The sequence below is a fragment of the Clostridium homopropionicum DSM 5847 genome (genome assembly GCF_001263795.1).
Lineage (GTDB): Bacteria > Bacillota > Clostridia > Clostridiales > Clostridiaceae > Clostridium_H > Clostridium_H homopropionicum.
Genome location: NZ_LHUR01000022.1, coordinates 74201 through 100782 on the forward strand (window position 1 = coordinate 74201; position 26582 = coordinate 100782).

At 31.4% G+C, this 26582-nt stretch carries 25 protein-coding genes; 1 reads left to right on the forward strand and 24 read right to left on the reverse strand.

Translation table 11 applies throughout. The features are described from left to right. Window positions 1–80: 80 nt before the first annotated feature. From CLHOM_RS08390 to CLHOM_RS08505, 24 genes are all read right to left on the reverse strand, one after another. A complete protein-coding gene (locus CLHOM_RS08390; RefSeq protein WP_052221252.1) occupies window positions 81–1499 on the reverse strand; it encodes a peptidoglycan D,D-transpeptidase FtsI family protein in 1419 nt (472 codons plus the stop codon). Further along, on the reverse strand, window positions 1492–2712 hold the full coding sequence (locus tag CLHOM_RS08395) for an FtsW/RodA/SpoVE family cell cycle protein (RefSeq protein WP_052221253.1): 1221 nt from the start codon (window positions 2710–2712) through the stop codon (window positions 1492–1494). The genes CLHOM_RS08390 and CLHOM_RS08395 overlap by 8 nt, the downstream gene beginning before the upstream one ends. Window positions 2713–2732: 20 nt before the next feature. Continuing rightward, the gene (locus CLHOM_RS08400; protein ID WP_052221254.1) at window positions 2733–3161 is read right to left on the reverse strand and encodes an FHA domain-containing protein; all 429 of its coding nucleotides are present in this window, start codon (window positions 3159–3161) and stop codon (window positions 2733–2735) included. Window positions 3162–3241: 80 nt separating this feature from the next. Continuing rightward, complete coding sequence (uvrA, locus tag CLHOM_RS08405) at window positions 3242–6064, reverse strand: excinuclease ABC subunit UvrA (RefSeq protein ID WP_052221255.1); 2823 nt, start codon at window positions 6062–6064, stop codon at window positions 3242–3244. 5 nt (window positions 6065–6069) lie between these two features. Next, complete coding sequence (uvrB, locus tag CLHOM_RS08410) at window positions 6070–8043, reverse strand: excinuclease ABC subunit UvrB (RefSeq protein WP_052221256.1); 1974 nt, start codon at window positions 8041–8043, stop codon at window positions 6070–6072. A 119-nt stretch (window positions 8044–8162) separates the two neighbouring features. Further along, complete coding sequence (locus CLHOM_RS08415) at window positions 8163–9452, reverse strand: PDZ domain-containing protein (protein WP_052221257.1); 1290 nt, start codon at window positions 9450–9452, stop codon at window positions 8163–8165. A 27-nt stretch (window positions 9453–9479) separates the two neighbouring features. Then, window positions 9480–10736, reverse strand: a complete 1257-nt coding sequence (locus CLHOM_RS08420; RefSeq protein ID WP_052221258.1) for a S41 family peptidase — start codon at window positions 10734–10736, stop codon at window positions 9480–9482. A 117-nt stretch (window positions 10737–10853) separates the two neighbouring features. Further along, a complete protein-coding gene (gene ftsX, locus CLHOM_RS08425; protein WP_052221585.1) occupies window positions 10854–11744 on the reverse strand; it encodes a permease-like cell division protein FtsX in 891 nt (296 codons plus the stop codon). Next, window positions 11734–12420, reverse strand: coding sequence for a cell division ATP-binding protein FtsE (gene ftsE / locus CLHOM_RS08430; protein ID WP_052221259.1), 687 nt, complete (start codon window positions 12418–12420; stop codon window positions 11734–11736). The genes ftsX and ftsE overlap by 11 nt, the downstream gene beginning before the upstream one ends. A 99-nt stretch (window positions 12421–12519) precedes the next feature. Then, on the reverse strand, window positions 12520–13374 hold the full coding sequence (locus CLHOM_RS08435) for a YitT family protein (RefSeq protein WP_052221260.1): 855 nt from the start codon (window positions 13372–13374) through the stop codon (window positions 12520–12522). Between the two features lie 75 nt (window positions 13375–13449). Beyond that, window positions 13450–14391, reverse strand: a complete 942-nt coding sequence (locus CLHOM_RS08440; RefSeq protein WP_052221261.1) for a transketolase family protein — start codon at window positions 14389–14391, stop codon at window positions 13450–13452. Then, a complete protein-coding gene (locus CLHOM_RS08445) occupies window positions 14391–15215 on the reverse strand; it encodes a transketolase (protein WP_052221262.1) in 825 nt (274 codons plus the stop codon). Before CLHOM_RS08445 ends, CLHOM_RS08440 begins: the two co-directional genes overlap by 1 nt. Window positions 15216–15312: 97 nt before the next feature. After that, entirely contained in the window at window positions 15313–15660 is a 348-nt protein-coding gene (locus tag CLHOM_RS08450; protein WP_052221263.1) for a type II toxin-antitoxin system PemK/MazF family toxin, read from the reverse strand. Then, window positions 15620–15940, reverse strand: coding sequence for a hypothetical protein (locus CLHOM_RS08455; RefSeq protein WP_052221264.1), 321 nt, complete (start codon window positions 15938–15940; stop codon window positions 15620–15622). Before CLHOM_RS08455 ends, CLHOM_RS08450 begins: the two co-directional genes overlap by 41 nt. 140 nt (window positions 15941–16080) lie before the next feature. Beyond that, complete coding sequence (alr, locus tag CLHOM_RS08460) at window positions 16081–17244, reverse strand: alanine racemase (RefSeq protein WP_052221265.1); 1164 nt, start codon at window positions 17242–17244, stop codon at window positions 16081–16083. A gap of 37 nt (window positions 17245–17281) precedes the next feature. Beyond that, entirely contained in the window at window positions 17282–17890 is a 609-nt protein-coding gene (locus CLHOM_RS08465; protein ID WP_052221266.1) for a germination lipoprotein GerS-related protein, read from the reverse strand. A 67-nt stretch (window positions 17891–17957) separates the two neighbouring features. Beyond that, the gene (locus tag CLHOM_RS08470; RefSeq protein WP_052221267.1) at window positions 17958–19457 is read right to left on the reverse strand and encodes a bifunctional ADP-dependent NAD(P)H-hydrate dehydratase/NAD(P)H-hydrate epimerase; all 1500 of its coding nucleotides are present in this window, start codon (window positions 19455–19457) and stop codon (window positions 17958–17960) included. Continuing rightward, window positions 19417–19833, reverse strand: coding sequence for a holo-ACP synthase (acpS, locus tag CLHOM_RS08475; RefSeq protein WP_052221268.1), 417 nt, complete (start codon window positions 19831–19833; stop codon window positions 19417–19419). Before acpS ends, CLHOM_RS08470 begins: the two co-directional genes overlap by 41 nt. A 241-nt stretch (window positions 19834–20074) precedes the next feature. Then, complete coding sequence (locus CLHOM_RS08480; RefSeq protein WP_052221269.1) at window positions 20075–20425, reverse strand: DUF6514 family protein; 351 nt, start codon at window positions 20423–20425, stop codon at window positions 20075–20077. 196 nt (window positions 20426–20621) lie between these two features. Then, complete coding sequence (locus CLHOM_RS08485) at window positions 20622–21212, reverse strand: hypothetical protein (RefSeq protein ID WP_052221270.1); 591 nt, start codon at window positions 21210–21212, stop codon at window positions 20622–20624. Window positions 21213–21364: 152 nt separating this feature from the next. Beyond that, window positions 21365–22801 (reverse strand): carbon starvation CstA family protein, encoded by a 1437-nt coding sequence (locus CLHOM_RS08490; protein WP_052221271.1) that lies wholly within the window; start codon window positions 22799–22801, stop codon window positions 21365–21367. Between the two features lie 107 nt (window positions 22802–22908). Further along, window positions 22909–23619 carry a LytR/AlgR family response regulator transcription factor gene (locus tag CLHOM_RS08495; protein WP_052221272.1) on the reverse strand — a complete coding sequence of 237 codons (711 nt, stop codon included), beginning with the start codon at window positions 23617–23619 and terminating at the stop codon, window positions 22909–22911. A 4-nt stretch (window positions 23620–23623) separates the two neighbouring features. Next, a complete protein-coding gene (locus tag CLHOM_RS08500; RefSeq protein ID WP_052221273.1) occupies window positions 23624–25297 on the reverse strand; it encodes a sensor histidine kinase in 1674 nt (557 codons plus the stop codon). An 18-nt stretch (window positions 25298–25315) separates the two neighbouring features. Continuing rightward, window positions 25316–25783: a COG2426 family protein gene (locus tag CLHOM_RS08505; protein WP_052221274.1), complete on the reverse strand. Its 468-nt coding sequence runs from the start codon at window positions 25781–25783 to the stop codon at window positions 25316–25318. A 118-nt stretch (window positions 25784–25901) separates the two neighbouring features. On the opposite strand from CLHOM_RS08505, the gene sdaAB reads away from it, so the two are divergent. Then, the gene (gene sdaAB / locus CLHOM_RS08510) at window positions 25902–26579 is read left to right on the forward strand and encodes an L-serine ammonia-lyase, iron-sulfur-dependent subunit beta (protein ID WP_052221275.1); all 678 of its coding nucleotides are present in this window, start codon (window positions 25902–25904) and stop codon (window positions 26577–26579) included. The last annotated feature ends 3 nt before the right edge of the window (window positions 26580–26582 follow it).

Genomic DNA, 26582 nt, shown 5'->3' on the forward strand with positions numbered 1-26582 from the left:
CATTTCTTGACTTTATTATAGCATTATTACATTAAAAGAAACATATGTTCTAGTAATATTATGCGGATTTTTGTCTATATTTATTTCTTCAAAGCTTCTCTTATTACTTCTCTTGATATTTCTGCTGCTGTTCCTCCTCCTACCCCTCCGTTTTCAACAATAACTGCAATGGCTATTTGAGGATTTTCCTTTGGGGCAAAACCAACAAACCAAGAATGAGGAGCTTCACTAGCCCTTCCTGTATCCGCAGTTCCAGTCTTTCCACAAACAGAAACAGAATCTAAAGCTGCATTTCCACCTGTACCTTCGCTTACTGTTAAAGCCATGTATTCTTTTATTAATTTTGCATTTTCGGAGGATGTAACTTGGCTAAGTTCTTGTGTTTTAATCTTTTTTATACTATCTCCCTTTTCATTTAACACATCTTTTACTAAATAAGGCTTCATCATATGACCATCATTTGCAATAGCTGCAGCTACCATAGCCATTTCTAAAGGTGAAGCTAAAACCTCTCCTTGACCTATACCGCACTGAGCCATATTACCTTTTTCATTTTTATTCAAAGTAGGAAATCTGCTAACTTTTGAAGTAAAATCAGTACTTTCTAACTCTTTGTTAAAGTAAAATTTTTCAGCTGTTCCCTTTAAAGCTTCATTTCCAAGTTCCATTCCTAAGGTCCCAAAAACCACATTACTAGATTTATAAAAAGCCTTTTTAAGATCAATATTTCCATAAACTGTGCCATTGAAATTTTTAAGAGCTTCCTTTTGATTAAATACAAGCACTCCTTCATCATCAAAGATTCGTGTAGTAACCCCTTTAATATTTTCTAAGGCACTTACAGCAGTTACTATTTTAAAAGTAGAACCTGGTGGATACAGCCCTAGAATTGCTCTATTATATAGAGGAATATCTTTGTCATTGTTAATGTTCTTCCAATTTTTCTCTAAATTATTAGGATCAAAGGAAGGCTTTGAGACCATTGCCAATATCTCACCACTTTGTGGATTTAGTACAACTACTGATCCTTTATTATTGCCTAATATTTCAAAAGCTTTCATTTGAATATTATAATCCAATGAAGTTCTTAAGTTATAACCAACCTTCTCTTCTTTTTCTGTTATAGAATTCAGGAACTTACCTATATCCATTGTATCTGATCCTATCAATATAGAATCATACTGCTTCTCTATTCCTGTCATACCGTACTTTGGATTTATGTATCCTAAGGCATGGGCAAATACTTCTCCAGCTACGTAACTTCTTTCTTGATTGAGGGTGCTTATTTTTTTACTTTTAGTCAATGCTTTCATATTTCTGTCATAAATTGTTCCTCTAAGTATTGCATTTCTTTTTGCTTGAAGTCTTTTATTATATGGACTTTCAACTATTTTATCTGCCTTCAAAACTTGAAAATAAGCTATATAGGACATAACACCCATAAAGCAAATCAAAAAAACCACTAATACTTTTTTAATATTCTGAGATATATCATTCACGTCTAATTACCTCCTCAGAAATTTTTTGTAATACTCCTAAGGCAAAGAAGGTAGTAACCATAGAACTTCCCCCATAGCTAATTAGAGGTAGTGTAATTCCTGTTAATGGTATTAAATTTATAACTCCTCCAACAATAACTAGCACTTGAGTTGCAATCATTGAACTATAACCAACTGCAATAAGAGCTGAAAATCTATCTTCTGCATAAACTGCCGCTCTCATACACCTGTAAAATAATAAAAAGTACATTATAATTATTGCAAATCCCATAAGTCCACCCATTTCTTCACTTATGGAAGCAAAGATAAAATCTGTAGAATTAACTGGTACTAATTCCGGATGTCCTTGCCCAAGACCAGTGCCAAAAAGCCCTCCTGAAGCAATGGCTATCATAGATTGAACAACTTGATAACCTTCATTATTGGCATAAGCCCAAACATCCTTCCATATAGCAACTCTCACTCTCAAGTGGTTGAATAATTGAAAACTGACAAAAGAACCTGCTGCAAACAATCCAAAGCAGGTTATTACATATTTTAGTTTTGAAGTTGCTATATAAAGCATAGTTACTGAAATTCCAAAAAAAATAAGAGCTGAGCCTAAGTCCTTTTGAAGTACCATAAACCCTAGAGATACCATTACAACTATGGCTGGCTCAATTAAATCCTTATAATGCTCATACTTTTTTAAAGCGGAAGCTAAATATGCAACTAAAAACAGCTTTCCAAATTCAGAAGGCTGAAATCCAAAGCCCCCAATGTAAATCCAATTTTTAGATCCATGTTTTTCCTGACCTAATAAAGTACCTAAAGCCATTAGAATAATAGTACATATTAAGTAAAAATACTTATATCTAGAAAACCTTTTAAGATCAGGCAATATCACTACTATTAATATAAAGCTTACAATTCCTATAGTAAACCAAATTACTTGCTTAAGTGCACTTGTAGAATTTATCCTGTACAGCATTACTATACCTATTACAGTTAGAATACATGCAAATATTTGAATGTATTTATCTCCGTCTGGAAAGAATTTTCTAATAATGAAATGCCCATAAGCTATCAAGCCGCATACTATTAATCCCATTATTGCCGCAGTAGTATCTATTGATCCCTTTGGCCAAGCCAAAAGGCTCAAATTACCAAAGCACACAATACAAAATATATAGGTATAAATCAATAGTTTTTTTTCGTAATCTTTACTATTCATAATTTTATTTCCCCACTTTTTTACCCTATTATCTTGAAAACATATTCCCCGATGGCAATCTCGTCATCAATATTTAAATAACTCTGCTTTTCTAGCTTAGCATTGTTTAGCAAAGTACCATTTGTACTCTTTAAATCCTCTATTACATAATCATTATTTTTAAGAAAAATCACAGCATGATGTCCAGAAACATAAGGATCCTTAAGAACCAATTGGTTATCATCGTTTCTACCTATAGTAAGCTTTGAATGAATAGGTATAACCGAACCTAGCTTCAATATAGAATTATCTTCTCCAAGCTTCATTATTTCTAATCCTAATCTCTTTCCATGCTTCTTCTTTTTATTTCCACCCTTTATATCTCTATACATTATCTTTAGTGACCAAAAAATAATAAAATATATTATTACTATTATTAAAATTTTAAAGGCCAACCTTACTAGAGGCATATTCCTCACCTACTTAACAAATAATTTAAGATATTAAAGACTAGCAATATTATATATGCTAGTCTTATATTTTGTTTTTATTATAACATGTTTTTTAAATAATATCCTGTATATGAATTTTTATTTTTGCATATTTTCTCAGGTGTCCCTGTATCTATAATTGTTCCTCCTTTATCTCCCCCCTCTGGACCTAGATCAATTATGTAATCAGAACATTTTATTACATCTAAATTATGCTCAATTACTACAACTGTATTTCCGTTATCCACTAATCGTTGAAGAATTTCTATTAACCTTTTAACATCATCTGTATGAAGCCCTGTTGTAGGTTCATCTAAAATATATAAGGTCTTTCCTGTACTTCTTTTAGAAAGCTCAAATGCCAACTTAATTCTTTGTGCTTCTCCACCTGATAATTGAGTTGATGGTTGACCCAACCTTACATATCCAAGTCCTACATCCATTAGAGTTTCTAGCTTACTTTTTGCCCTTGGAACATTTTCAAAGAAACTCAATGCCTCTTCTACTGTCATTGCTAAGACTTCGTCAATATTTTTTCCCTTATATTTTACCTCTAAGGTTTCTCTATTGTATCTCTTGCCTTTACATACTTCACAAGGAACATATACATCAGATAAAAACTGCATTTCTATCTTTATTATTCCATCTCCATGACAAGCTTCACATCTTCCACCTTTTACATTAAAGCTAAATCTTCCTGGCTTGTATCCTCTCATTTTAGCCTCAGGAGTATTTGAAAATATATCTCTTATTATATCAAATAAACCTGAGTAGGTAGCAGGATTGGATCTTGGAGTTCTTCCTATAGGGCTTTGATCAATATTTATTAACTTGTCTAAGTTTTCATGGCCTAATATATCCTTATGCAAGCCTCCATTAATTTTAGACCTATTAATTTTTTTATTTAACCCTTTATAAAGTATTTCATTTACTAAGGTACTTTTACCAGAACCTGAAACTCCAGTAACAGAAGTCAAAACTCCTAAAAGGAATTCCACATCTATATTTTTCAAGTTATTTTCTTTTGCTCCAAGAATTTTTATTTTATTCCCATTTCCTTTTCTTCTTTCTTTAGGTACAGATATTAACTTTTCGCCCCTTAGATATTGACCTGTTATGGATTCTTTGCAGTTTCTTATTTTTTCAATATCTCCTGCAACAATAATCTCTCCACCATGTTCCCCTGCTCCCGGTCCAATATCCACAATATAGTCTGCTGCTTTAACAGTATCCTCATCATGCTCAACTACCACAAGGGTGTTTCCTAAGTCTCTTAAATGCTTAAGAGTTCCTATTAGTCTATCATTATCCCTTTGGTGAAGTCCTATACTTGGTTCATCAAGTATATATAAAACTCCAACTAAACCTGAACCTATTTGACTGGCAAGTCTTATTCTTTGTGATTCTCCCCCTGAAAGGGTTCCAGCTTTTCTGTTTAAATTTAAATAATCTAACCCTACATCCACTAAGAAGTTTAATCTGCTATTTATCTCCTTTAGTATTTGAGAAGCAATTATTGAATTTTTCTCTGATAACTCTAATTCTTTTAAAAAAGTCAGCTCATCTTTTATTGACATTTGGGAGAACTCATAAATATTCTTGCCCCCAACGGTTACCGCTAAAACTTCTGGCTTTAATCTTGCTCCATTACATTTTGGACAAGGAGTATCACTCATATATTGTTCTATTTGTCTTTTAATATAATCAGAATTTGTCTCAACATATCTTCTTTTAAGATTATTTATTACTCCCTCGTATTTATGATTATATATCCCCTGCTTGTCTTCCTTTATATACTCTACAGTTATTTTATTCCCATTTAAGCCATATAAAATATAGTCTAAGATTTCTCTAGGTAATTCCTCTATTGGAGTATTTAAATCAAAATTTAACTCTTTAGCCAAAGCCTTAAATATACTAAATGTCCATGAATCTTCCTTTAAGGAACCATCTCCTTGAGAAATGATTGCTCCTTCCATTATGCTTTTGCTCTTATCAGGTATTATTAAATCCTCATCAATCTCCATAAGACTGCCTATTCCATCACATTTATCGCATCTTCCAAAAGGTGCATTAAAAGAGAAAAGTCTTGGAGTCAATTCATCAATGCTAATTCCACAGTCAGGACATGCAAAATTTTCACTAAATAAAATTTCTTCTCCATCAATTATGTCAATAATAACCATACCTTCTGCAAGCTTTAAGGCTGTTTCAATAGAGTCTGTAAGTCTGCTGCTTATTCCATCCTTAACTACCAATCTGTCCACTACAGCTTCAATATTATGCTTCTTATTTTTTTCAAGATTTATTTCCTCTTCCTGAAGATCAAAAATTTCTCCGTCTATCCTAGCTCTTACAAAACCATTTTTCTTTATATTATCTAAAATCTTTGTATGTTGTCCTTTTCTTCCTTTAATAATTGGAGCTAAAATTTGAATTTTAGTCTTCTCAGGAAGCTCTAAAACCTTATCTACCATCATATCTATAGTCTGTTGAGATATTTCTTTTCCACATTGAGGACAATGTGGAGTACCAATTCTCGCATATAATAATCTTAAATAATCATATATTTCAGTAACAGTCCCTACAGTTGAACGAGGGTTTCTGCTTGTAGTCTTTTGGTCTATTGAAATAGCTGGCGACAACCCCTCTATGTATTCTACATCCGGCTTATCCATTTGTCCTAAAAATTGTCTTGCATAAGATGATAGTGATTCTACATATCTTCTTTGTCCTTCTGCATATAGTGTATCGAAAGCCAAAGAAGACTTACCTGAACCTGAAAGTCCAGTAAAAACTACTAACTTATCTCTAGGAATTTCTAGATCTACATTTTTTAAATTGTGAACCTTAGCTCCTTTTATAAATATTTTATCCTTCAAAATTTCTACTCCTTCTCTTTTAATTTACTTATTTCATCTCTTAGTTCTGCAGCTCTTTCAAATTGAAGTGCCTTTGCTGCCTCTTTCATTTCTTTTTCATATTTTGCTATAAGTTTTTCTATATCATTTTTAGAAAGTTCTTGAATACTATCCTTTGAGTTATATTCTTCTATCTCTTCAGCTACCTTTGTTTGAAGTACATCCCTTATTCCTTTATACACAGTCTTTGGTACTAATCCATGCACTTTGTTGTATTCATCTTGTATTTTTCTTCTCCTATTGGTTTCATCAATAGCAACCTTCATTGCCTTAGTTATTTTGTCTCCATACATTATAACTTTACTTTCAGAATTTCTAGCAGCTCTTCCTATAGTCTGTATCAGTGAAGTCTCTGACCTTAAGAATCCTTCCTTATCTGCATCCAATATAGCTACTAGTGCAACCTCAGGTATATCTAAACCTTCTCTAAGGAGATTAATTCCAACAAGTACATCAAATTCTCCTTTTCTAAGATCCCTTATGAGCTCCATTCTTTTCATAGTATCAATACTAGAATGGAGGTACTCAGTTTTTATTCCCATTTCTTTAAAATATTCTGTTAAATCCTCAGACATTTTTTTAGTTAAGGTTGTTACTAATACTCTAAAGCCCTTATTAATTGTATCCATTATATTAGCATATAAATCATCTATCTGCCCCTTCACAGGCTTTACAATAATTTCAGGATCAAGTAGTCCTGTAGGTCTTATAATTTGTTCAGCTACATTAGTTGAATGGTCTAACTCATAATTAGCTGGGGTTGCGCTTACAAAAACTGTTTGGTTTAACTTACCTTCAAATTCTTCAAACTTCAGTGGTCTATTGTCATAAGCACAGGGAAGTCTAAACCCATATTCCACTAAATTGTCTTTTCTTGATTTATCTCCTCCATACATAGCCCTTACTTGTGGTAAAGTTACATGACTTTCGTCGATAAACAGCAAAAAATCTCCCGGGAAATAATCTATAAGAGTTTGCGGCGGACTTCCTGCGGCTCTTCCATCTAAAACTCTAGAATAGTTTTCTATTCCGCTGCAATAGCCGACTTCACGCATCATTTCTATATCAAAATTTGTCCTTTGTTTTAGCCGCTGAGCTTCAAGAAGTTTATCATTTTCTACAAGAAATCCAACTCTCTCTTCTAACTCTTCTTCGATTTTCTTTATAGCTATTTCTAATTTATCCTTAGAAGTAGCAAAGTGAGAGGCTGGAAATATAGATACATGATTTCTTGTGAATAATATATTTCCTGTAAGTGAATCGAATTCTCTTATTTTATCTATTTCATCTCCAAAAAACTCAACTCTTATAGCAACACTGCTGGAGGATGCTGGGAATATATCTAAAGTATCCCCTTTTGCTCTAAAAGTGCCTCTGACAAAGTTAATTTCATTTCTTTCGTACTGAATATCTACTAACTGCCTCATTACTTCATCTCTATCTTTTTCCATGCCTTCTCTTAAAGAGACAGTAAGTTTTTTATATTCATCAGGATTTCCAAGACCATATATGCAGGAAACTGATGCCACTACAACCACATCTCTTCTTTCCAATAAAGCTGAAGTTGCAGAATGCCTTAATTTATCTATTTCATCATTTATAGAAGCGTCCTTTTCAATAAAGGTATCTGTCTGTGGAACATATGCTTCTGGTTGATAATAATCATAGTAAGATACAAAATACTCAACAGCATTTTCTGGAAAAAACTCTTTAAATTCTGATGTTAATTGAGCGGCAAGAGTCTTATTGTGTGCTAAAATAAGTGTTGGTTTTCGAACTCTTTCAATTATATTAGCCATAGTAAAGGTCTTACCAGAACCTGTTACTCCTAAAAGTGTCTGAAACTTTTCATTTCGATTAATTCCATTTACTATACTATCTATTGCTTGCGGCTGATCTCCAGTTGGTTTAAACTTGGAATGTATTTTAAACTCACCCATTTACTCATCTCCTATGAACATTAGTTCGTCATTATAAATTTTATCCTTTTAGATATTTAATGTCAATATATTTTGTAAATTGCATTTATATATAGAAAAAAACGCCTTTTATCAGCGTTTTAATCCTTTTTATTTTTTAATTTTTCTAATATATCACTAAATTTACTTTGATCTACATTAATTACCATATTATCCTCAGGTACATTAGTTGGAACAAATACTATACCTAATCTTTTAGAATTACTCTTATTGCTATATCTAATTTCTTCTAGATTACCTGCCGCCCTTTTTATTTTGAACCAAGCTATATTAGAGGCTTCTCTAATAGTTTTTAATATATCATCCTCTTTAAAAATCTTCCTATGGTTTACTTCTAAAATCATATCCCCGCTTTTTATTCCCATTTGAGAAGCAGGTGAATTAGGAGCTACTTCTAAAATCATAATTCCGTCTTCATTGCTCACATACTTTGGTTCCTTATTTACTTCCATATATCTTTGTATATATAAGAAGCCTTCATGAGCGAGTGGCGCAAATAACACTACAAATAACTTAAAGAAAATATTTAATACAGCTAGTCTTGCAAAAACAAATAATAGAATACTATAACCTATTATCATAGCTCCAGAAGAAAAGGATTTTTCCTTTTTAGTCTTTGTAAAAGTAACTGCACTATATCCAATAACTCCATAAAAGGGCATTAATAATATTGCAGCATTTTTTATAGAACTATAAGAGGTAGTTGGATTTAAAAAAGTATTCCAGTTAACTATAGATATCACACTATCAATATTGTAAAAGTTAGAATTTACTATTAAAGCTACAGCTACAGGAATTGCCCAATATCTTTTAAGTGCAAATCCTCCTATAATTTTATTATTCTTCTTAGTAAATACAGGTATAGAACCTTTGCTTCCATCTAGTATTACTAAAATCCCCTCAATAAAATGCAGTACAGCTACAAGAGTCATAAGCGCAACTATGTCAATTCGAAGAAACTCTAATTGAGTAATCTCTACATTATACATACCTTTCATTATTTCCAACAAGATACTGATGAAGCCCAAAATAGCACCTGAATAAGAAAAACATATAAATCTTGGGCTTATTAGCATTAGAAATATAGACAGTATAAAAATTAATTCAATAGAAGTATTTTCGCTAAAGGATACACCTAAATATCCTAAGATAATACTTCCTATTAATCCCGCAATTAGTCCAAATATAATTTCAGATATGGTTAATTCAAAAGGAGAGTTTAATCTTTCTCCTATTATCATCTTTTGAACCATAACTACTTTTTTATTCTGCCTATAGAAGCTTATAGCAAAAATTATCAGTATAAATACATATGGTGATGTTACTATAGCATATGCAGTGCTTCTCAGTGCATTAAATGCAATATTCATCTAAGATTATTTCCCCTCTCGCTTCTCTTATTTTAATTGATTCTTTAACACTTCTATGGCCTTGTTTAATTGAGGATCATTCTTTTTATCATATGGCTTTTCTTGCAATTCCTTAGGATATTTTACCTCTATATTGGGGGCAATGCCTTTATGATGAATGTTTTCTCCATTAGGAGTATAGTATTTTGAAGTAGTTACTTTTAAGGCAGTGCCGTCTCCAAAACCATATTTTTTTTCAGTAAGAACGCTTTGTACTATACCTTTACCAAAGCTCTTTTCCCCAATTAAAGTACCAACCTTATAATCTCTTATGGCACCTGCAAATATCTCTGAAGCGCTAGCAGATCCTCCATCTATTAAGACTGCTAGTGGAAGTCCAATTAGATCTCCACCCTTTGATTTATATTCTTCTTTGTTATTATATTTATCTACAGTTGAAACTATAACTTTATCCTTTGGCACAAATTGTGAAGTTATGTTGATAGCCTTTGTCAACCATCCACCCGGATTTTGTCTTAAATCTAGCACAAGAGCCTTCATACCTTTAGCCTTTAAATCACTTGCGATCTTTTTAAATTGCTCATCAGTGTTCTCATCAAAGACCGTTAATGTAATTAATCCTATCTTATCATCTAACATTTCACCAGTAACTGTAGTTAAAGTAATTACAGCTCTTTTAAGTTTAACATCAAAGGTGCCTTTTCCTTCTCTAGTAATTGTTAAGGTTACACCAGCACCTTTTTCGCCTCTCATCATAGAAACAGCCTTTTCATATTCTTTAGAGGTTATTTTAGTTCCATCTACCTTCTCAATAATATCTCCGCTTATTATACCAGCTTTTTTAGCTGGTGAATCCTCAAAAGCAGAAATAACTACCACCTTATCATCTTTAGTTCCTACCTGCAATCCTACTCCTACATAATTACCTTCTGTTTGTGTACTGAACTCTTTATATTCTTTCTCGTTCATATATACAGTATATGGATCATTTAAAGTTTCTGTCATACCTTTTACAGCACCATCAATCAGAGCATTCTCATCAATTTTTCCATCATAGAGGTTTTCTAGATTGTCTTTAACTATAAATAACTTCTTAAATTGAGTCAAATTATTATAGTTTTCTTCACTTATTCTTACAGTGCCCTTTAAAGGCAGCCTTGACCCTAGTATGTAACTAGTAAAATTCGTTAAAATTAAAAATAATACAATAATTAGTCCCCAAATTACTTTATTATCTTTAAAACGCTTTTTATCTTTTGTTTGATTATCTTCATTATAATCCAATTAATATCACCTCTTGTATTATGTTACTTATATTTTTACGTTAATGCCTATATAATTATACCTTAATATTGGAGTAAATATTAAGGCTGGCTAAAATGCCAACCTTAATAATGTAGACTAAACTTTTAAGAACTTTCTGATAGACAGTATACTTCCAAGACCCCCAATTAATATTCCTGAAAGAACGAACATCCATAATACATTCATTAAGAAATAACCTGGGGTAATTAAATTAAGCATAATTATATTAGAAGTGAGTTTACTATATACAACTCCATAAGCATAATATAGAAGTAATCCAGATACTAATGAACCTAATAGACCTATTATTACTCCTTCAATTATAAATGGCCATCTTATAAACCAATCTGTAGCTCCTACGAACTTCATTATGTTGACTTCTCTTCTTCTAGAATAAACCGCTAGCTTTATAGTATTTCCTATAAGCAGTAAACAAACTGGAATAAGAATTACCAGTGAAGCTATACCTGTCCATTTTACTCCTCTAGTTATAGAAGATATTCTATTAACTAGGTCCTCATTTGCAACAACTCTCTCAATACCTGGCAAATTCTGAGTTTTACTTACAACAGTAGCTATTATATCTGAATTCTTTACTTTAACTGCATAGGATTCTGGAAGTGGATTTTTTTCATCAAAGCCTCTAACTAAGTCCTGATTATCTTTACCCAATTGTTCCTTCCATTTTTCTAAAGCTTCTGCTTTAGTTATGTATTTTATTTCAACAATTCCGTCAATTCCTTGTAATTCTTGCTGAATCTTAGCCTTCTCTTCTGTTTTTATGTCATCCTTTAAGAAAACTGAAACTTCTAATTTTGACTCTACACTTTTAATTACTTCATTAGCATTTAACATTGTAAGTAGAAAAATACCAAACATTAAGAGAGTCAAAGAAACAGTAATAATAGATGCCAAACTTAAGGTTTTATTTCTTCTTATACTTTTTAAAGCATCAATTAATGAATATTTTATTGAACTAATCTTCATAGCCATATCTACCTCTCTGCTCGTCTCTAACTATAACACCCTTCTCAATTGCTATAACTCTCTTTTTCATATGATCAACTATGCTCTTATCATGAGTAGCCATAATTATAGTAGTTCCAGCATGATTAATATCATTTAATATTTTCATTATTTCAAGCGATGTTTCTGGATCAAGATTACCTGTTGGCTCGTCTGCTATAATTAGTGAAGGGTTATTTACAATTGCTCTTGCTATTGCAATTCTTTGTTGTTGACCGCCAGATAATTCACTTGGAAAACACTTGAATTTATTAGATAGTCCTACCATTGCAAGCACCATTGGAACTCTCTTCTTAATTTCTCTTTCTGAGGCCTCTACTACTCTCATTGCAAAGGCTACATTTTCATAAACATTTAAAGTTGGTATAAGTCTAAAATCTTGAAATACCATTCCAATTTTTCTTCTATATAAAGGTATTCTATCTCTTTTAACCTTTGTAACATCTTCTCCTAAAACAATAATTCTACCTGTTGTTAAATCTATCTCTTTAAAAATTAACTTTATGAAGGTAGATTTACCAGCTCCGCTAGGTCCTACAAGAAATATAAAATCTCCTCTGTCTATATCTAAATTAATATTAGAAAGTGCAAAAACATTATTATCATATATCTTCGTTGCATTTCTAAATTCTATCATAAAATAATTTTCTCCCATCCTAGTTTCTATTGTAGTCATAGACCACACGTATAATTATAACATAAGAAATCTAAATTTAAATTAATATATTGTGAATATTTATTCTTCTATTATATCTTTAAAACCTTCTCCTAAAACCTCATGAGCTTCATTTACACTAATAAATGCTCTATTATCAATTTCTTTGATATAATTTTTAAGTTTAATAAACTGTTTTCTGTCTAACACTGTATATAATACACTTATACTATTGCCGCTATATGCTCCTCTTCCTTCAAAAATTGTGCATCCTCTATCTAATTCTTCAATAATATATCTATTAATAGATTCATTCTTTGAGCTCATTACTACTACTGCTTTACAAGAATTCAAACCTTCAATTACCATATCTATCATAAAGCCATTCAATATTACTGCAAGAAGGCCATACATTCCAAGCTCTGGAGTAAATGAAATTCCTGCGGCAATAGTTACAATTAAATCGACAATAAGTAGAGACTTTCCTATATCAAAATGAAAAAACTTACTGATTATTTTTGCTATTATATCTGTACCACCGGTTGAGGAATTTTGATTAAATACCAACCCCATTCCAATTCCACTAATTAAAGTTCCAAAAATTGTAGCTAATAATAAATCATTCGTTACAGCTACATTGCTCGGAATAAACTTATCTAATAATGTTATTAAACCAGATAATCCAAGAGCTGCATAGAGAGTTTTGGCACCAAATTTGCCACCTATTACAATAAAGCCTATTATAAACAATATTACATTCATAAAAAACATAAGAATACCAACACTTAGCTTTGGTATGAAGTTATTTATTATTATTGCTATTCCTGTAATTCCTCCAGCAGCTATTTTATTTGGTGCGAGGAAAAATTTTATAGCTATAGCAAGTATTATAAATCCTATTGTAATAGAAAAGTATTCTTTAAGCTTAATTTTCATAAAAGCACCCCCACAGATTGTAGTTGATAAACCTAAAAAGGAAGGAGAATCTATGTCCCCCTTCCCTAAATGAAATTATTTTAATGAAATACCCTTTTTAACTGCTTTAACTATATCTTCAGCAGTTAACCCATAAGCTTTTAATAGTTCATCTGGTTTTCCACTTTCACCAAACACATCTTTAACTCCGACTCTTATAACTGGAACAGGGCATTTTTCGCTTAAAACCTCACATATTGCAGATCCTAAGCCACCAATTATGTTATGTTCTTCAGCAGTTACTATTATGCCAGTTTCTCTTCCTGCCTTAATAATAATTTCTTCATCTATAGGCTTAATAGTATGTATGTTAATTACTCTAACCTTTATTCCTTCTTCGGCAAGAATATTATATGCTTCGAGAGCTGAATCAACCATTATTCCTGTTGCTATAATTGTAGCTTCCTTACCCTCTCTTAGAGTTATACCTTTTCCTATTTCAAATTTATATTCTGGATTATCATTAATAACAGATACCCCAGCTCTTCCTAATCTAACATAACATGGACCTTCATACTCAACAATAGCTCTGATTGCAGCTTCTGTTTCTACTGCATCACTAGGACATATAACAGTCATATTTGGAATACTTCTCATAATAGAAACATCCTCAATTGCCTGATGAGAAGCACCATCTTCTCCAACTGTAAGTCCAGCATGAGTTGCACATATTTTAACATTTAACTTAGGATAACATATTGTATTTCTTATTTGTTCAAAAGCTCTTCCTGCAGCAAACATTGCAAAGGTACTAGCAAAAGGAATTTTACCACAGGTTGAAAGACCTGCAGCAACCGTCATCATGTTTGCTTCAGCAATTCCCATATTTATATGTCTTTCAGGAAAAACTTTTTTAAAATCACTAGTCTTTGTTGATTTAGATAAGTCTGCATCTAATACAACTATATTAGGATATTCTGCTCCTAATTTAGCTAAAGCTTTTCCATAAGCCTCTCTTGTCGCTATCTTATTTGCCATTATACTTCGCCTCCAATTTCTATCAATGCTTGCTCACATTGCTCCTTACTTGGAGCTGACCCATGCCAAGATGCTTCATCTTCCATGAAAGATACACCCTTACCCTTTATTGTTTTTGCAACAATCATAGTAGGCTGTCCTTTTGTGTTTTTTGCTTCCTCTATTGCATTAATTATAGCTTCGAAATCATGTCCATCAATACTGATTACATGCCATCCAAAAGCCTTAAACTTTTTATCAATTGGTTCTGGAGACATAACATCTTGTGTTCTTCCATCTATTTGAAGACCATTAAAGTCAACAAAGGCTGTAAGATTATCTAGTTTAAATTGAGCTGCTGCCATTGCAGCTTCCCACACTTGACCTTCTTGTAATTCTCCATCTCCTAATAGACTAAATACTCTGTAGTCTTTTTTATCTAACTTACCTGCAATTGCCATACCTACTGCTGTAGAAATTCCCTGTCCTAAAGAACCAGTAGACATATCAACTCCAGGAACATAATTCATATTTGGATGTCCTTGTAGAATTGAACCAAACTTTCTAAGTCCATTTAGCTCTTCCTTATTAAAAAATCCCTTTTCAGCTAATACACTATATAAAACTGGTGCTGCATGTCCTTTTGAAAGTACAAATCTATCTCTTTCAGGATCTTTTGGGTCCTCAATATTTACTTTCATTTCTTTGAAGTATAGAGTAGTTAAAATTTCAACTGCTGACAAAGAGCCACCTGGATGACCTGAGCCTGATGCTGTTAGCATTTTTATTATGTCTTTTCTAACTTCCCTCGCTATCTCTTTTAGCTCTATAAAATCTCTTGCCATTTTGAACGCCTCCTATTTTCTATCTTTTATTATTATAACAAGATATTGAAAAAAATACACTATACAAAAACTTAAAAAGGGCATCTCTGCCCTTTATTTATAATCCTATACTTATTAATAATGCCTCATCGACTTTTCTCATATCTTTTTCTGACATATGCCCAATTTTTTCTTTCAATCTCTTTTTATCCAAGGTCCTAATTTGTTCTAATAGTACAACTGAATCTTTATTTAATCCATACTCTTCAGAAGAAATTTCCACGTGAGTTGGTAGTTTTGCCTTGTTTATTTGAGATGTTATAGCAGCTATGATAACCGTAGGACTATACTTGTTTCCTACGTTATTTTGAACAACAAGCACAGGTCTTATGCCACCTTGTTCAGAGCCTACTACTGGGCTTAAATCAGCATAAAATATATCTCCTCTTTTCACTACTATTGTCATCTGGAAAATCACTCTCCGCTAGCTTGGCTTCATATTCTTTTAAATTTAACATATCATCAGCAAAGCCCATTTCACAAAGCTCTAAATTGATTTGTGCCATTTCTATATATCCTTTTTTTAATTCATCTATTTTGCTTGAATTTTTTTTGTCTCTTATATATAGTATTAAGGATTCCTTAATAAATTCACTCTTTTTTCTATATTTTTTAAAATATTCTTTATTAGTGTCTTCCTTTAGTACTTCATGTGGTATTGCAACTAATTTCTTTGAACTTGACATAGAGTTATTAATACCTCCTAAACTAACATAAAGAAAATATGTATATTCCAATTATACTTTAATGTTTGTCAAAATGTCAAAGAAAACTGAGTTATTTTGTTTCTATGTCCGTATGTATTTTCTTGCTCATATGCTTAAAGCTACACATAATTCCTAACCTTTACGACTTTTCCATCCTTTATGTACACCCTAGGAACCCTTTTAGTTATCATGCAGACTACTTCATAATTTATAGTACCTATCATATCTGCAATATCTTCTACAGTAATTACTGCATTATCTTTTTCTCCGATTAATATCACTTCATCTCCTATCATAATTTCACCTTTAATGTCAGTAACGTCCACCATGCACTGATCCATACATATACTTCCCACCACTGATGCAAACTGTCCATTTATAATTACTCTTGCTTTATTGAATAAAAGTCTTGTGTATCCATCAGCATATCCTACAGGAAGTGTTACTATAGTACTTTCCCTATCAGCTCTAAATCTTCTTCCATAGCTTATATAATACCCAGAAGGTACTCTTTTTATGTGAGCTACATTAGTTTTTAGTTCCATAACAGGTTTTAATTTTATCTTATTTTTGTCTACCTCATTTGAAGGATAATATCCATATAATATTATTCCTGGTCTAACAGCTTCAAAGTGTGCTTCTGCCATTTCCATAACCGCTGCACTATTTCCTATGTGTCTCATTCCTATTTCAAGTCCAGCCTTATACAATGCTTCATAGAATTTATTAAATTCTTCTAATTGGTGCTTAGAAAATTCTTTATTTTCCTCATCAGCAGTAGAAAAATGAGAAAATATTCCTGTGACTTCTATATTTGTTAACTTACTTATCTCTAATATGTCTTTTAAGCTTTCATCATTAGGCATAAAACCTATTCTTCCCATACCAGTATCTACAGCAATGTGTATCTTTGCCTTCTTATGCTTCTTTTTTGCTAATTCTGATAGTTCTTTAGCATAATTGTAGGAGTATACAGTCTGTTGAATATCGTATTTTAATAGATAATCCATTAAACTTGGAGGAGTAAATCCAAGTACCATTATAGGGCAATCTATTCCCCCTCTCCTCAATTCAACCCCCTCACTTACCACTGCAACTGCTAGACTTGTAGCCCCATTTTCTAGTAAAACCGGTACAGTGTCTAAAGCTCCATGACCATAGGCATCAGCTTTTACTACAGCTATAATTTCCTTACTATTAGATATTTTTCTTATTTGTTTCATATTATAGGCAACATTATCTAAATTTATTTCTGCCCATACTGGTCTTAAGTGTTTAAACATTTTATTCCCTCCAAAATAGTAATCCTTAATCTTCTGTTTATTCTATATAAAACATTTCCTTTGGTATTTTTATATTAGGTTTAAAATCATTGTAATTAAAACTCAATACTTCATTATCTTTGTAGTCATATATCACTAACTTTTCTGGAAAGTAATTTTCTAAATTTACATATAATACAGACTTGCTTATGTTTTGATTGTTTCCCGGTATTGTAAGTCTGATAAGCTGATATTCCCTATTTTCAATAGTTTTAAAGGAACTAGAAATATCTTCATCTGCATATAATAAAGCTATATATTCATGAATAAATCCCAAATTGTACACGCTGTCAAAATCTTTATCTACAGAGTATACAAGATTATTATTTAAATCCTTAATTTTAATAGTATTGTTATTATAGATTAATATTCTATCTTTATTTAGTTCTAATCTATGTCCTAATTTACTATCATAAAACTGATTTCCATCTGTATCAATTTCTTGCTTTTGATTTTTTATATGTATACTAACTTGACAAGTATAGCTTTTTAAATTTTTCAAAAAATCAATAGCCTTGTTAGGATCTTTTGCTTTTCTTGTGCACCCAGATAACATTAATAAGCCTAGTATGAATGCTAAAAATAGTATTATTACTTTTCTGTTCATTCAAAACCTCCGAAACATACTTCATTACAATACTATTCTCTGTTAACCTATAATATTCTTAAATAGACTAATGTGTTAATTCTTTAATTACAAAAGGTAATTTTTTAATGACTTCTCTTGCAGTAACACAATAATTTTTTTCACTTAGGCTATCTCCACAATACCCGTGAATATACGCAGCTACATAAGCTGCCTTTAATGGTTCAAGTCCCTGTCCAATAAAGGAAGTAATAATTCCAGTTAAGCAATCCCCCATACCTCCAGAGGCCATGGCACTATTTCCGGTAGAATTTATCACTAAAGTATCTCCATCTGTAATAACTGTTTTGAAGCCTTTTAATAATACTATAACATTATATTCTTTAGCAAAAGACTTAGCAATGTCCACTCTATTCCTTTTTATAGTATCTGCTGGTATACCTGTTATTCTTGACATTTCCCCTAAATGAGGTGTCAAAACTACTTTATTCTTCTTTTCCTTAAGAATATTTAAATTATTCTTTAATACATTAATTCCATCTGCATCAATAACAATAGGACAATTAGTATATTGAATTACATCTTTCAATATCTTAAAGGTTTCTACAGAATCTCCCATTCCCGGTCCAATTGCTATAGCATCACTTTTCATTAATACGTCATTTAATCTTTCTCTATCCTTAAAGCTCACTGTCATGGCTTCTATAAGCTTATTACACATGATTTCCTTTATACTATCATGACAGCATAAAGTAACAAGTCCTGAACCACTTCTTACAGCAGCTTCTGTAGCAATATAGGCAGCTCCAGTAAAATCTCTTGAACCTGCAATAATGGAAACTCTCCCAAAGTCACCCTTATGAGAATGATTTCCCCTCACAGGAATAGACTCAGTTATAAAACTTTTTTCAGAAATAAACTCCTTTAAATTAAATTCGTCCTTAACTAGATCAGGTATTCCTATATTTTCAATTACCACTTTACCTGTATAATCTTCTGACCCATATCTTAAAAAGCCTCTTTTATAATACTGAAAAGAAACTGTTCTATGAGCTTTTACGGCACAACCTAAAACTTCGCCGGTATCGGAATTTAATCCTGATGGAATGTCTATTGATAATACAAAAGCAGAACAATTATTTATTAAAAGAATAGCCTCTCTAAAAACACCCTTTACTTCTCTAGAGAGACCTGTCCCAAATATAGCATCCACTAATAAGGTACTTTTATCTAAAGCGCTCTTTAATGAATTTATACCCTCATAACTATTAATGAATTCTACAATTATATTCATATTACAAAGTATACTATAATTTACTCCGCAATCCACAGTAAGCTTACTTTTTTCTCCTATTATAAATACCTTGACATTTTTCTTCATTACAAGAAGATGTCTTGCAAGAGCAAGTCCATCTCCACCATTATTTCCACTACCACATATAATTGTTATATTCTCATACTTATTTAAATCAATATTATTCAGCACCCTTAAGGCTGCATTTTCCATTAAGACAATACTTGGTATTAATAAGTTTTCAATACAAAAGCTATCTATCTTCCTCATTTGTTCTGCAAGAACTATTTCCATCTTCAATTCCCTCCAAAATAGCATAAGCAATTGCATTTTCCTTGCTATGGGATATGCTCAAATGTATTTTATAATTACCCCATTTTTTGTCCATTTTTTTTGCTTTTCCTCTTAATATAACTATTGGTTTACCTAAAACATTTTTATCTATCTCTATCTCATTAAAATCAAATCCTCTAAAACCCGTTCCCATTGCCTTCGCCACTGCTTCCTTTGCAGCAAACTTTCCTGCAACAAATTCCGGTCTCATATTTTTGCTTTTTAAATATTCAATTTCATTTTTGCAAAATAATTTATATATAAAATTAGGGTTTCTATTCAATGCCTTTTCAATTCTTTTTATTTCAACTATGTCCGTACCTATTCCAATTATCAAAAATACACCCCCTTGTATATTTAATTTTACACCTAAAATCCTCTTTTTTAAAGAAGCTTTAATTTGGCAATATAAGAAAAATGCGGCGCATTTTTCTTATGTAACCAGTAACCAGTGACCAGTTGTCAGTAGGATTAATAAAACTGGTTACTGGGAATTGGTTACTGGTTACTAAGAATTTTACGTCGTAAAATTCTTCTATTATTCTACTAAATAAAAAAGGAGGCTATTCACCCTCCCTTTAGCATATGTATATATCTTTTAAAATTTCATCATAATCTGTTATGTATTCATCTATATATTCCCCAACTACATCTACCACATGTATTGGTGAAACTAAGTTATCATAAAGCATTTTAACAAGGTTGTGAACCTTATGTCTATGAGGGCTAATACATTTTATTAATTCTCTCTCTACCTTGAAAAGTTTTCCGTCAATTAAATCCTGTCTCTCTACTTCTATGCCATAAGATTGAATATCGAGCTTATCAAATTCTGAAAAACTTATCTTATCTTTTATTATACGGTAAGAATAATTATACTGGATGTTTTCGTTAATTTCACTTCTAATTAAATTTTCTACAACCAACATCTGATTTCCCCCTATGCAATAGTATATAAATATATTATCACCGTAACACTAAAAAAACTGTCATTTTATATTGTTTGTGACTAATTTTTTTTACCTATCTTATGACAATATTGTACTTTTTAGTCTTGATTTATCGTGGTTTCACTTTAAGTTATATCTCTTACTCCAAATTCTATGCATAATCATGTCGAAAAAGTTATAATCTTTTCGAAGATATTATTTTGTCAAGGCTTTTAATAAGTTCTGATTTATCTATCTTTAAGTATCCACATATGTCTTCAAGGATGAGTAAGCTGCATATTACTATCGGTAAATCCCTATTTCTATATTCCTCTAATTTATATTCTTTTACATATTCCTCTAAGACTTTTTTATTATACTTAATATCCTTATATAATTCTTCCATTACCTTGTGAATGGTATTATATGATACAACAATAAAATCTTCTTTATTCTTTTCATTCCCAATAGTGACCTTTTTAATTATGTTGTTAATAGCAATTCCTTTATATTTACTTTCGATTATTGTAATGAAACTATTAGAAACATATCTTCCAATTATTGCAGCATCAATAATTGCAACTTCTTCCTCAGTATTAAATATTATACTAAAGTTAATGCTCCCTTTTCCTTTGTTTTCTGCCTCTTCCATAAGCTTTTTCATTCTATAATTAAAGGCACTAGTAAACTTAGAATCATATATAAAATATTCTAATTCTCTTGAACAAGCTGCTGATAAAAATTCACTAAAGCTTTTATAGCTTTTCTTCATAAAGTCCTTTTCCATAATATTACTTTCTACCTTTCTTACTAAAGATTAATATATAGCTTTATTTTAGCTTTGAATTTAAAAATTATTCAAATTAATAATATAACAAAAAATTAAACACAAACTTAGTTTCCTAAGCTTGTGTTTATATAGTCAGGTTAATATTTAATTTATGCTGTTGCTCTTATTTTTTCTCTTACTTTTTTAGCAGCAACTATGAAAATTATTAATGCTAGAGCTGCAGCTGCAATTCCTGCAGGTAAAGCTATGCTCATTGCTAATTTAAATCCTTCTGGAGCAACTAATATATAAGTAGTACATACAGCTGTCATAAAGGTAGCTGGAATTGTTGCAAACCAGTGATTTCTTCCCATATTAACTAAATACATAGATGCTGTCCAAAGTACTATTGTTGCAAGAGTTTGGTTTGACCAACCAAAGTATCTCCATACTATACCGAAATCTATTTTAGTTAGTATAAAACCTACTACAAATAAAGGTATACTGATTAAAAACCTATTCTTAATTGGTCCTTGATTGAACTTTAATGAATCAGCTATTGTAAGTCTAGCACTTCTAAAAGCTGTATCTCCTGAAGTTATAGGACATGCTACAACTCCAAGTATTGCTAGTGTTCCACCTATAGTTCCAAGTAAGCTCTTGCTTACAGTGTTAACTACTAATCCAGCGTTGTTCTTATTTGCAGCCATGAAATTTGATAAACCATCTACTCCACCGAAGAAGCTCATTGCAGCAGCTGCCCATATTAAAGCAACTATACCTTCAGCTATCATTGAACCAAAGAATATTTTTCTGCCTTGGCTTTCTTTTGTTATACATCTAGCCATTAATGGTGATTGAGTTGAGTGGAAACCTGAAATAGCACCACAAGCGATTGTTATAAATAACATTGGGAATAGTGGATAGCTTTCTGGCTTTACATGCATATTTGTAAGATGTGTTGGAACTTCAGGAATTGGGTAACCTCCAATTATTAAAGCACCGCCAACACCAACAGCCATTATTAATAAGCTAATACCAAATATAGGATATATTTTACCTATTAATTTGTCTACAGGAACCATAGTAGCTAATAGATAGTATGCAAAAATTATATACAAGAAAGTGACTTTGCTTACCCCTGGGATTAATCCATTTAGTATTCCAGCAGGTCCAGTAACGAATACAACACCTACTAGTACAAGAAGAATTACTGAGAACACTCTCATAAATTGTTTGAAACCGTTTCCAAGATACCTGCCAACAACTTCTGGAATACTAGCTCCGTCATGTCTTACAGATAGCATTCCTGAAAAATAATCGTGTACTGCTCCTGCAAAAATACAACCAAATACAATCCACATAAATGCTGCTGGTCCCCACATAGCACCTGCAATAGCACCGAATATTGGACCAAGTCCTGCAATATTCAAAAATTGGATTAAGAAAATTTTCCAAACTGGCATTGGAACGAAGTCTACTCCATCTTCAAGTCTGACTGCTGGAGTTTGTATATTGTCATTAGCACCAAATAACTTTTCAGTTATTTTACCATAAATAAAGTAACCAACTACTAAAGCAACAATTGATAATATAAATGATACCATACTGTGACTCCTCCTTATTTATTAACTTGTTGCCTTAATTATACTAAAATTATTTCAATATATATCAATTCACGCACTAAAAAGCAAAAAAAGCACATAAAGTGCATTTATATGCCCATTAAGTGCTTAAAGCTATTAATATTATTTCGGCTCACCGGAACCTCCTGTGAAAGACCTTTAATTTTAATCATGTAAGTATTATTAAACCAAGGAATTATTTCATTTATTTTATCCAAATTTACAATATATGATCTATGAGTTTTGAAAAACATATTGCTGGGAAGCTTCTTTTGAAATTCAGATATACTACAATTTTCAATATACTTATCATTTGAGGTATATATTACTGTTTCTCTTTCTTGAGCTTCACAAAAACATATTTCAGCTACGTCTATTACCTTTAGTTTGTTTTCTTTCCTTAAAGTAATTTTCTTACTTACAGGTACTTTTATTCTATCTCTTTCTATTCTTTCAAGCTTTTTTAAAGTACCAACTATTCTATCTTCTGAGTATGGCTTAAGAATATAATCAAAAGCCTCAATTTCAAACGCATCCACTGCATGCTCTCTATAGGCAGTAATAAACACAACTATTATTTTTTTTTCAAAATTATTTACTATTCTACCTAATGCCATTCCGTCTAATCTAGGCATATTAATATCCAGAAATACAATATCAGGTTTGTTTTTTTCTATAAATTCTAGGGCCTTTATAGAGTCATCAAACTCCCCCTCAATTTTTATGCTGCTAAATTCAGATATAAAATGCTTAAGTTCTTCCCTAGCTGGATATTCGTCATCAACAACTATACAATTCATAAAATCACCCTTTCAAAGGTTTTACAATAAATGTTGTCTTAGTCCCTTTAGGCAATCTCTCAATGTGAAGTCCTTTTCCATATAGATACTTTAACCTATTATTAACATTAGCAATTCCTATTTTATTTTCTTTTATGGTTCCTTCGTAAACCTGTTGTATTATCTCATCAGGAATTCCTACTCCATCGTCCTCAATAGTTATTTTAATTTCATCGTTTGAAGCCTTTGAAATTTCAATTTTAACTGTTCCGTTTTTACTTCCCTGTAAAATGCCGTGCTTTATAGAATTTTCAACAATAGGCTGAATTATTAAACTTGGTATTTTTATATCTATATCCTCATCTATATTATACAATACATTTAGCTTTGAGCCAAACCTTGCCTTCTCAACTTCTATATAAGCCTTAACCTGCTCCAATTCCTTGTGTATATCTACAAGATTATCTCCTACCTCTAGATTATATCTTAAATAGGTAGATAGATTAATTATCAGCTCCCTAGCTCTATTAGGGTCTATTCTTACGAAAGAAACTATTGTATTTAATGCATTGAAAAGAAAGTGAGGATTTATTTGTGCTTGCAGAGCTTTTATTTCTGCTTTGTTTGCCATTTCCTTAAGCTTACTTAATTTACTTATTTCTAATTGAGTAGAAATAATTTGTGAAAGCCCTATGGCCAAATTTTTATTTCTAAAAGAAATAGCCTCTTCTTTAGCATAATAAATCTTTAAAGCTCCAATTATATCTTCTCCCTGTCTTAAAGGAGCTACTATTCCAGATTTTAATGGACATCCTTCATGTGGGCAATCTACCTCATTTCCCTCATTTACCTGTACTATCTCTCCATTATTAATTACCCTTTCTGTTGCACCAGTTAATATTTTCATACCAGCATAGTGATGATCGGCTCCTAATCCTACATGGGCTAAAATGTGCTCCTTATCAGTAATTGCTACTGCATCAGCTTTAATGGAATCCTTTATTATTTCACATACCTTTTCCATACTATCATTTTCAAAGTCTCTAAAATATGGCAAAGTTTTATTTGCTATTTCAAGTGCAAGCTGAGCTTGTCTTGCAGCTATTTCTTCTTTTTCTTCAAATATATTTTGTACTAATAAGATAAGTATAGATATACCTATAGCATTTGTAAAACCCATAGGTATATAAATATTCTTTACTATATCAAGGGCTACAGGGAAAGGCTTAGACATAATTAAAATTAAAAGCATTTCCATGCTTTGCATTATTACCCCACCTATTAATCCATATATCCACTTGTTATCCTTATTAGAAAACCTATAAAGTCCTGCTGAAACTACCCCTGCAATAATTGTAGCAATAGAGCAGGGTATAGCAGTAAATTCCCCTATACTTATCAATCCTCTATGCAGTCCAGCAATAAGTCCTGATACAATTCCAACAAAAGGACCACAAAGCACTCCTCCTGCAATTACACCTATTATTCTTGTGTTTGCAATTGCGCCATTAACTTCTGTGCCAATATAGGTACCTAAAATTCCAAAGGTTCCAAATATAATCGATAAGATAATTAAATCAGATATTTTATATTTATCTTTTTGAATAATTTTCTTAAAACTATTTGATTGTGAAATAATAAAGGCTATTAGTATAACATAACCCATATTATTCGAAAGATTTTTTATTAGCTCTATCATATAATTTTCACTCCATTCTCATGAACCAAAAACAGCTGAAAATACTCCTTTAAAAACAGTTAAACCTAAAGTAAGTATAAAAGCTGAAATTGCCGCACCTGCAGCAGCACAAAACATAGACTTTTTTAAATTTAGTTTCAAAAATGAAGCAACTACCGTTCCAGTCCAAACTCCTGTAGTTGGAAGTGGTATAGCTATAAATGTTATTAGTCCGATTTCTTCATATTTTTCTATCTTAGCTGAATTTTTATTTATTTTATTTTGAATATAATTATTTATTTTAGCGAAAAACTTATATTTTTTCATCCAATCAAATATTTTATTAAATAATAATAGTATAAAAGGTACTGGAAGAATGCTTCCCAAAAAGCTAATAAAGAATACTAGTATAGGGTTTATATTATAATATAAACCTAAAGGAATTGCTCCTCTTTGTTCTATTAAAGGCACTGCTGATAGTATAAAAACTTCAATTAAATGAGTCATCCGTATTCTCCTATTTAGAATATTAATTAAATTATTAACTTACCTTATATATTACCATAAATAATAATTTGTAGAATAGTAAAAGATAATTAATATTGATAATAAGAGAGGAAAGCATATGACAAACTTTAGCATATTTGACATTGTGGGACCTATCATGGTTGGACCCTCCAGCTCACATACTGCCGGTGCAGTAAGACTTGGAAAATTAGCTAGTCTTATATCTGGTAAGGAAATAAAAAAAGTTCAATTTTTACTACACGGCTCATTTGCTAAAACCTATAAAGGACATGGTACTGACAAGGCTTTAGTTGCTGGGATTCTGAAAATGAATCCTTGGGATGAAAACTTAAGAAATTCACTTGATATAGCAAAAGAAAAAGGCATTAAAATAGAGTTTAGCGAAGTAGATTTGGGAGACGTTCATCCAAATACAGTGAAGTTTATTATTACAAATAGAGATAATACCACATCAGAAATAACTGGCTCTTCCATTGGTGGAGGTAATATCTTAATTTTTGATGTAGAAGGTCTTTCTGTTGAATTTAGAGGAGACTATCCGACTTTAATAACAAAGCATAAGGATACCCCTGGTGTAATTTCTAAGATTACATCTATGCTGTATATGGAAAATATAAATATTGGTTCTATGAAGGTTTATAGAAATTCAAAAGGCTCACAGGCCACAATGGTATTAGAAACTGACAATATATTATCTTTTGATTTAGTGAATAAAATTAAAGAAATACCTGAAATACAAAGTTTAAAAGTAATTAATCCTATATCAAATATATAAAGG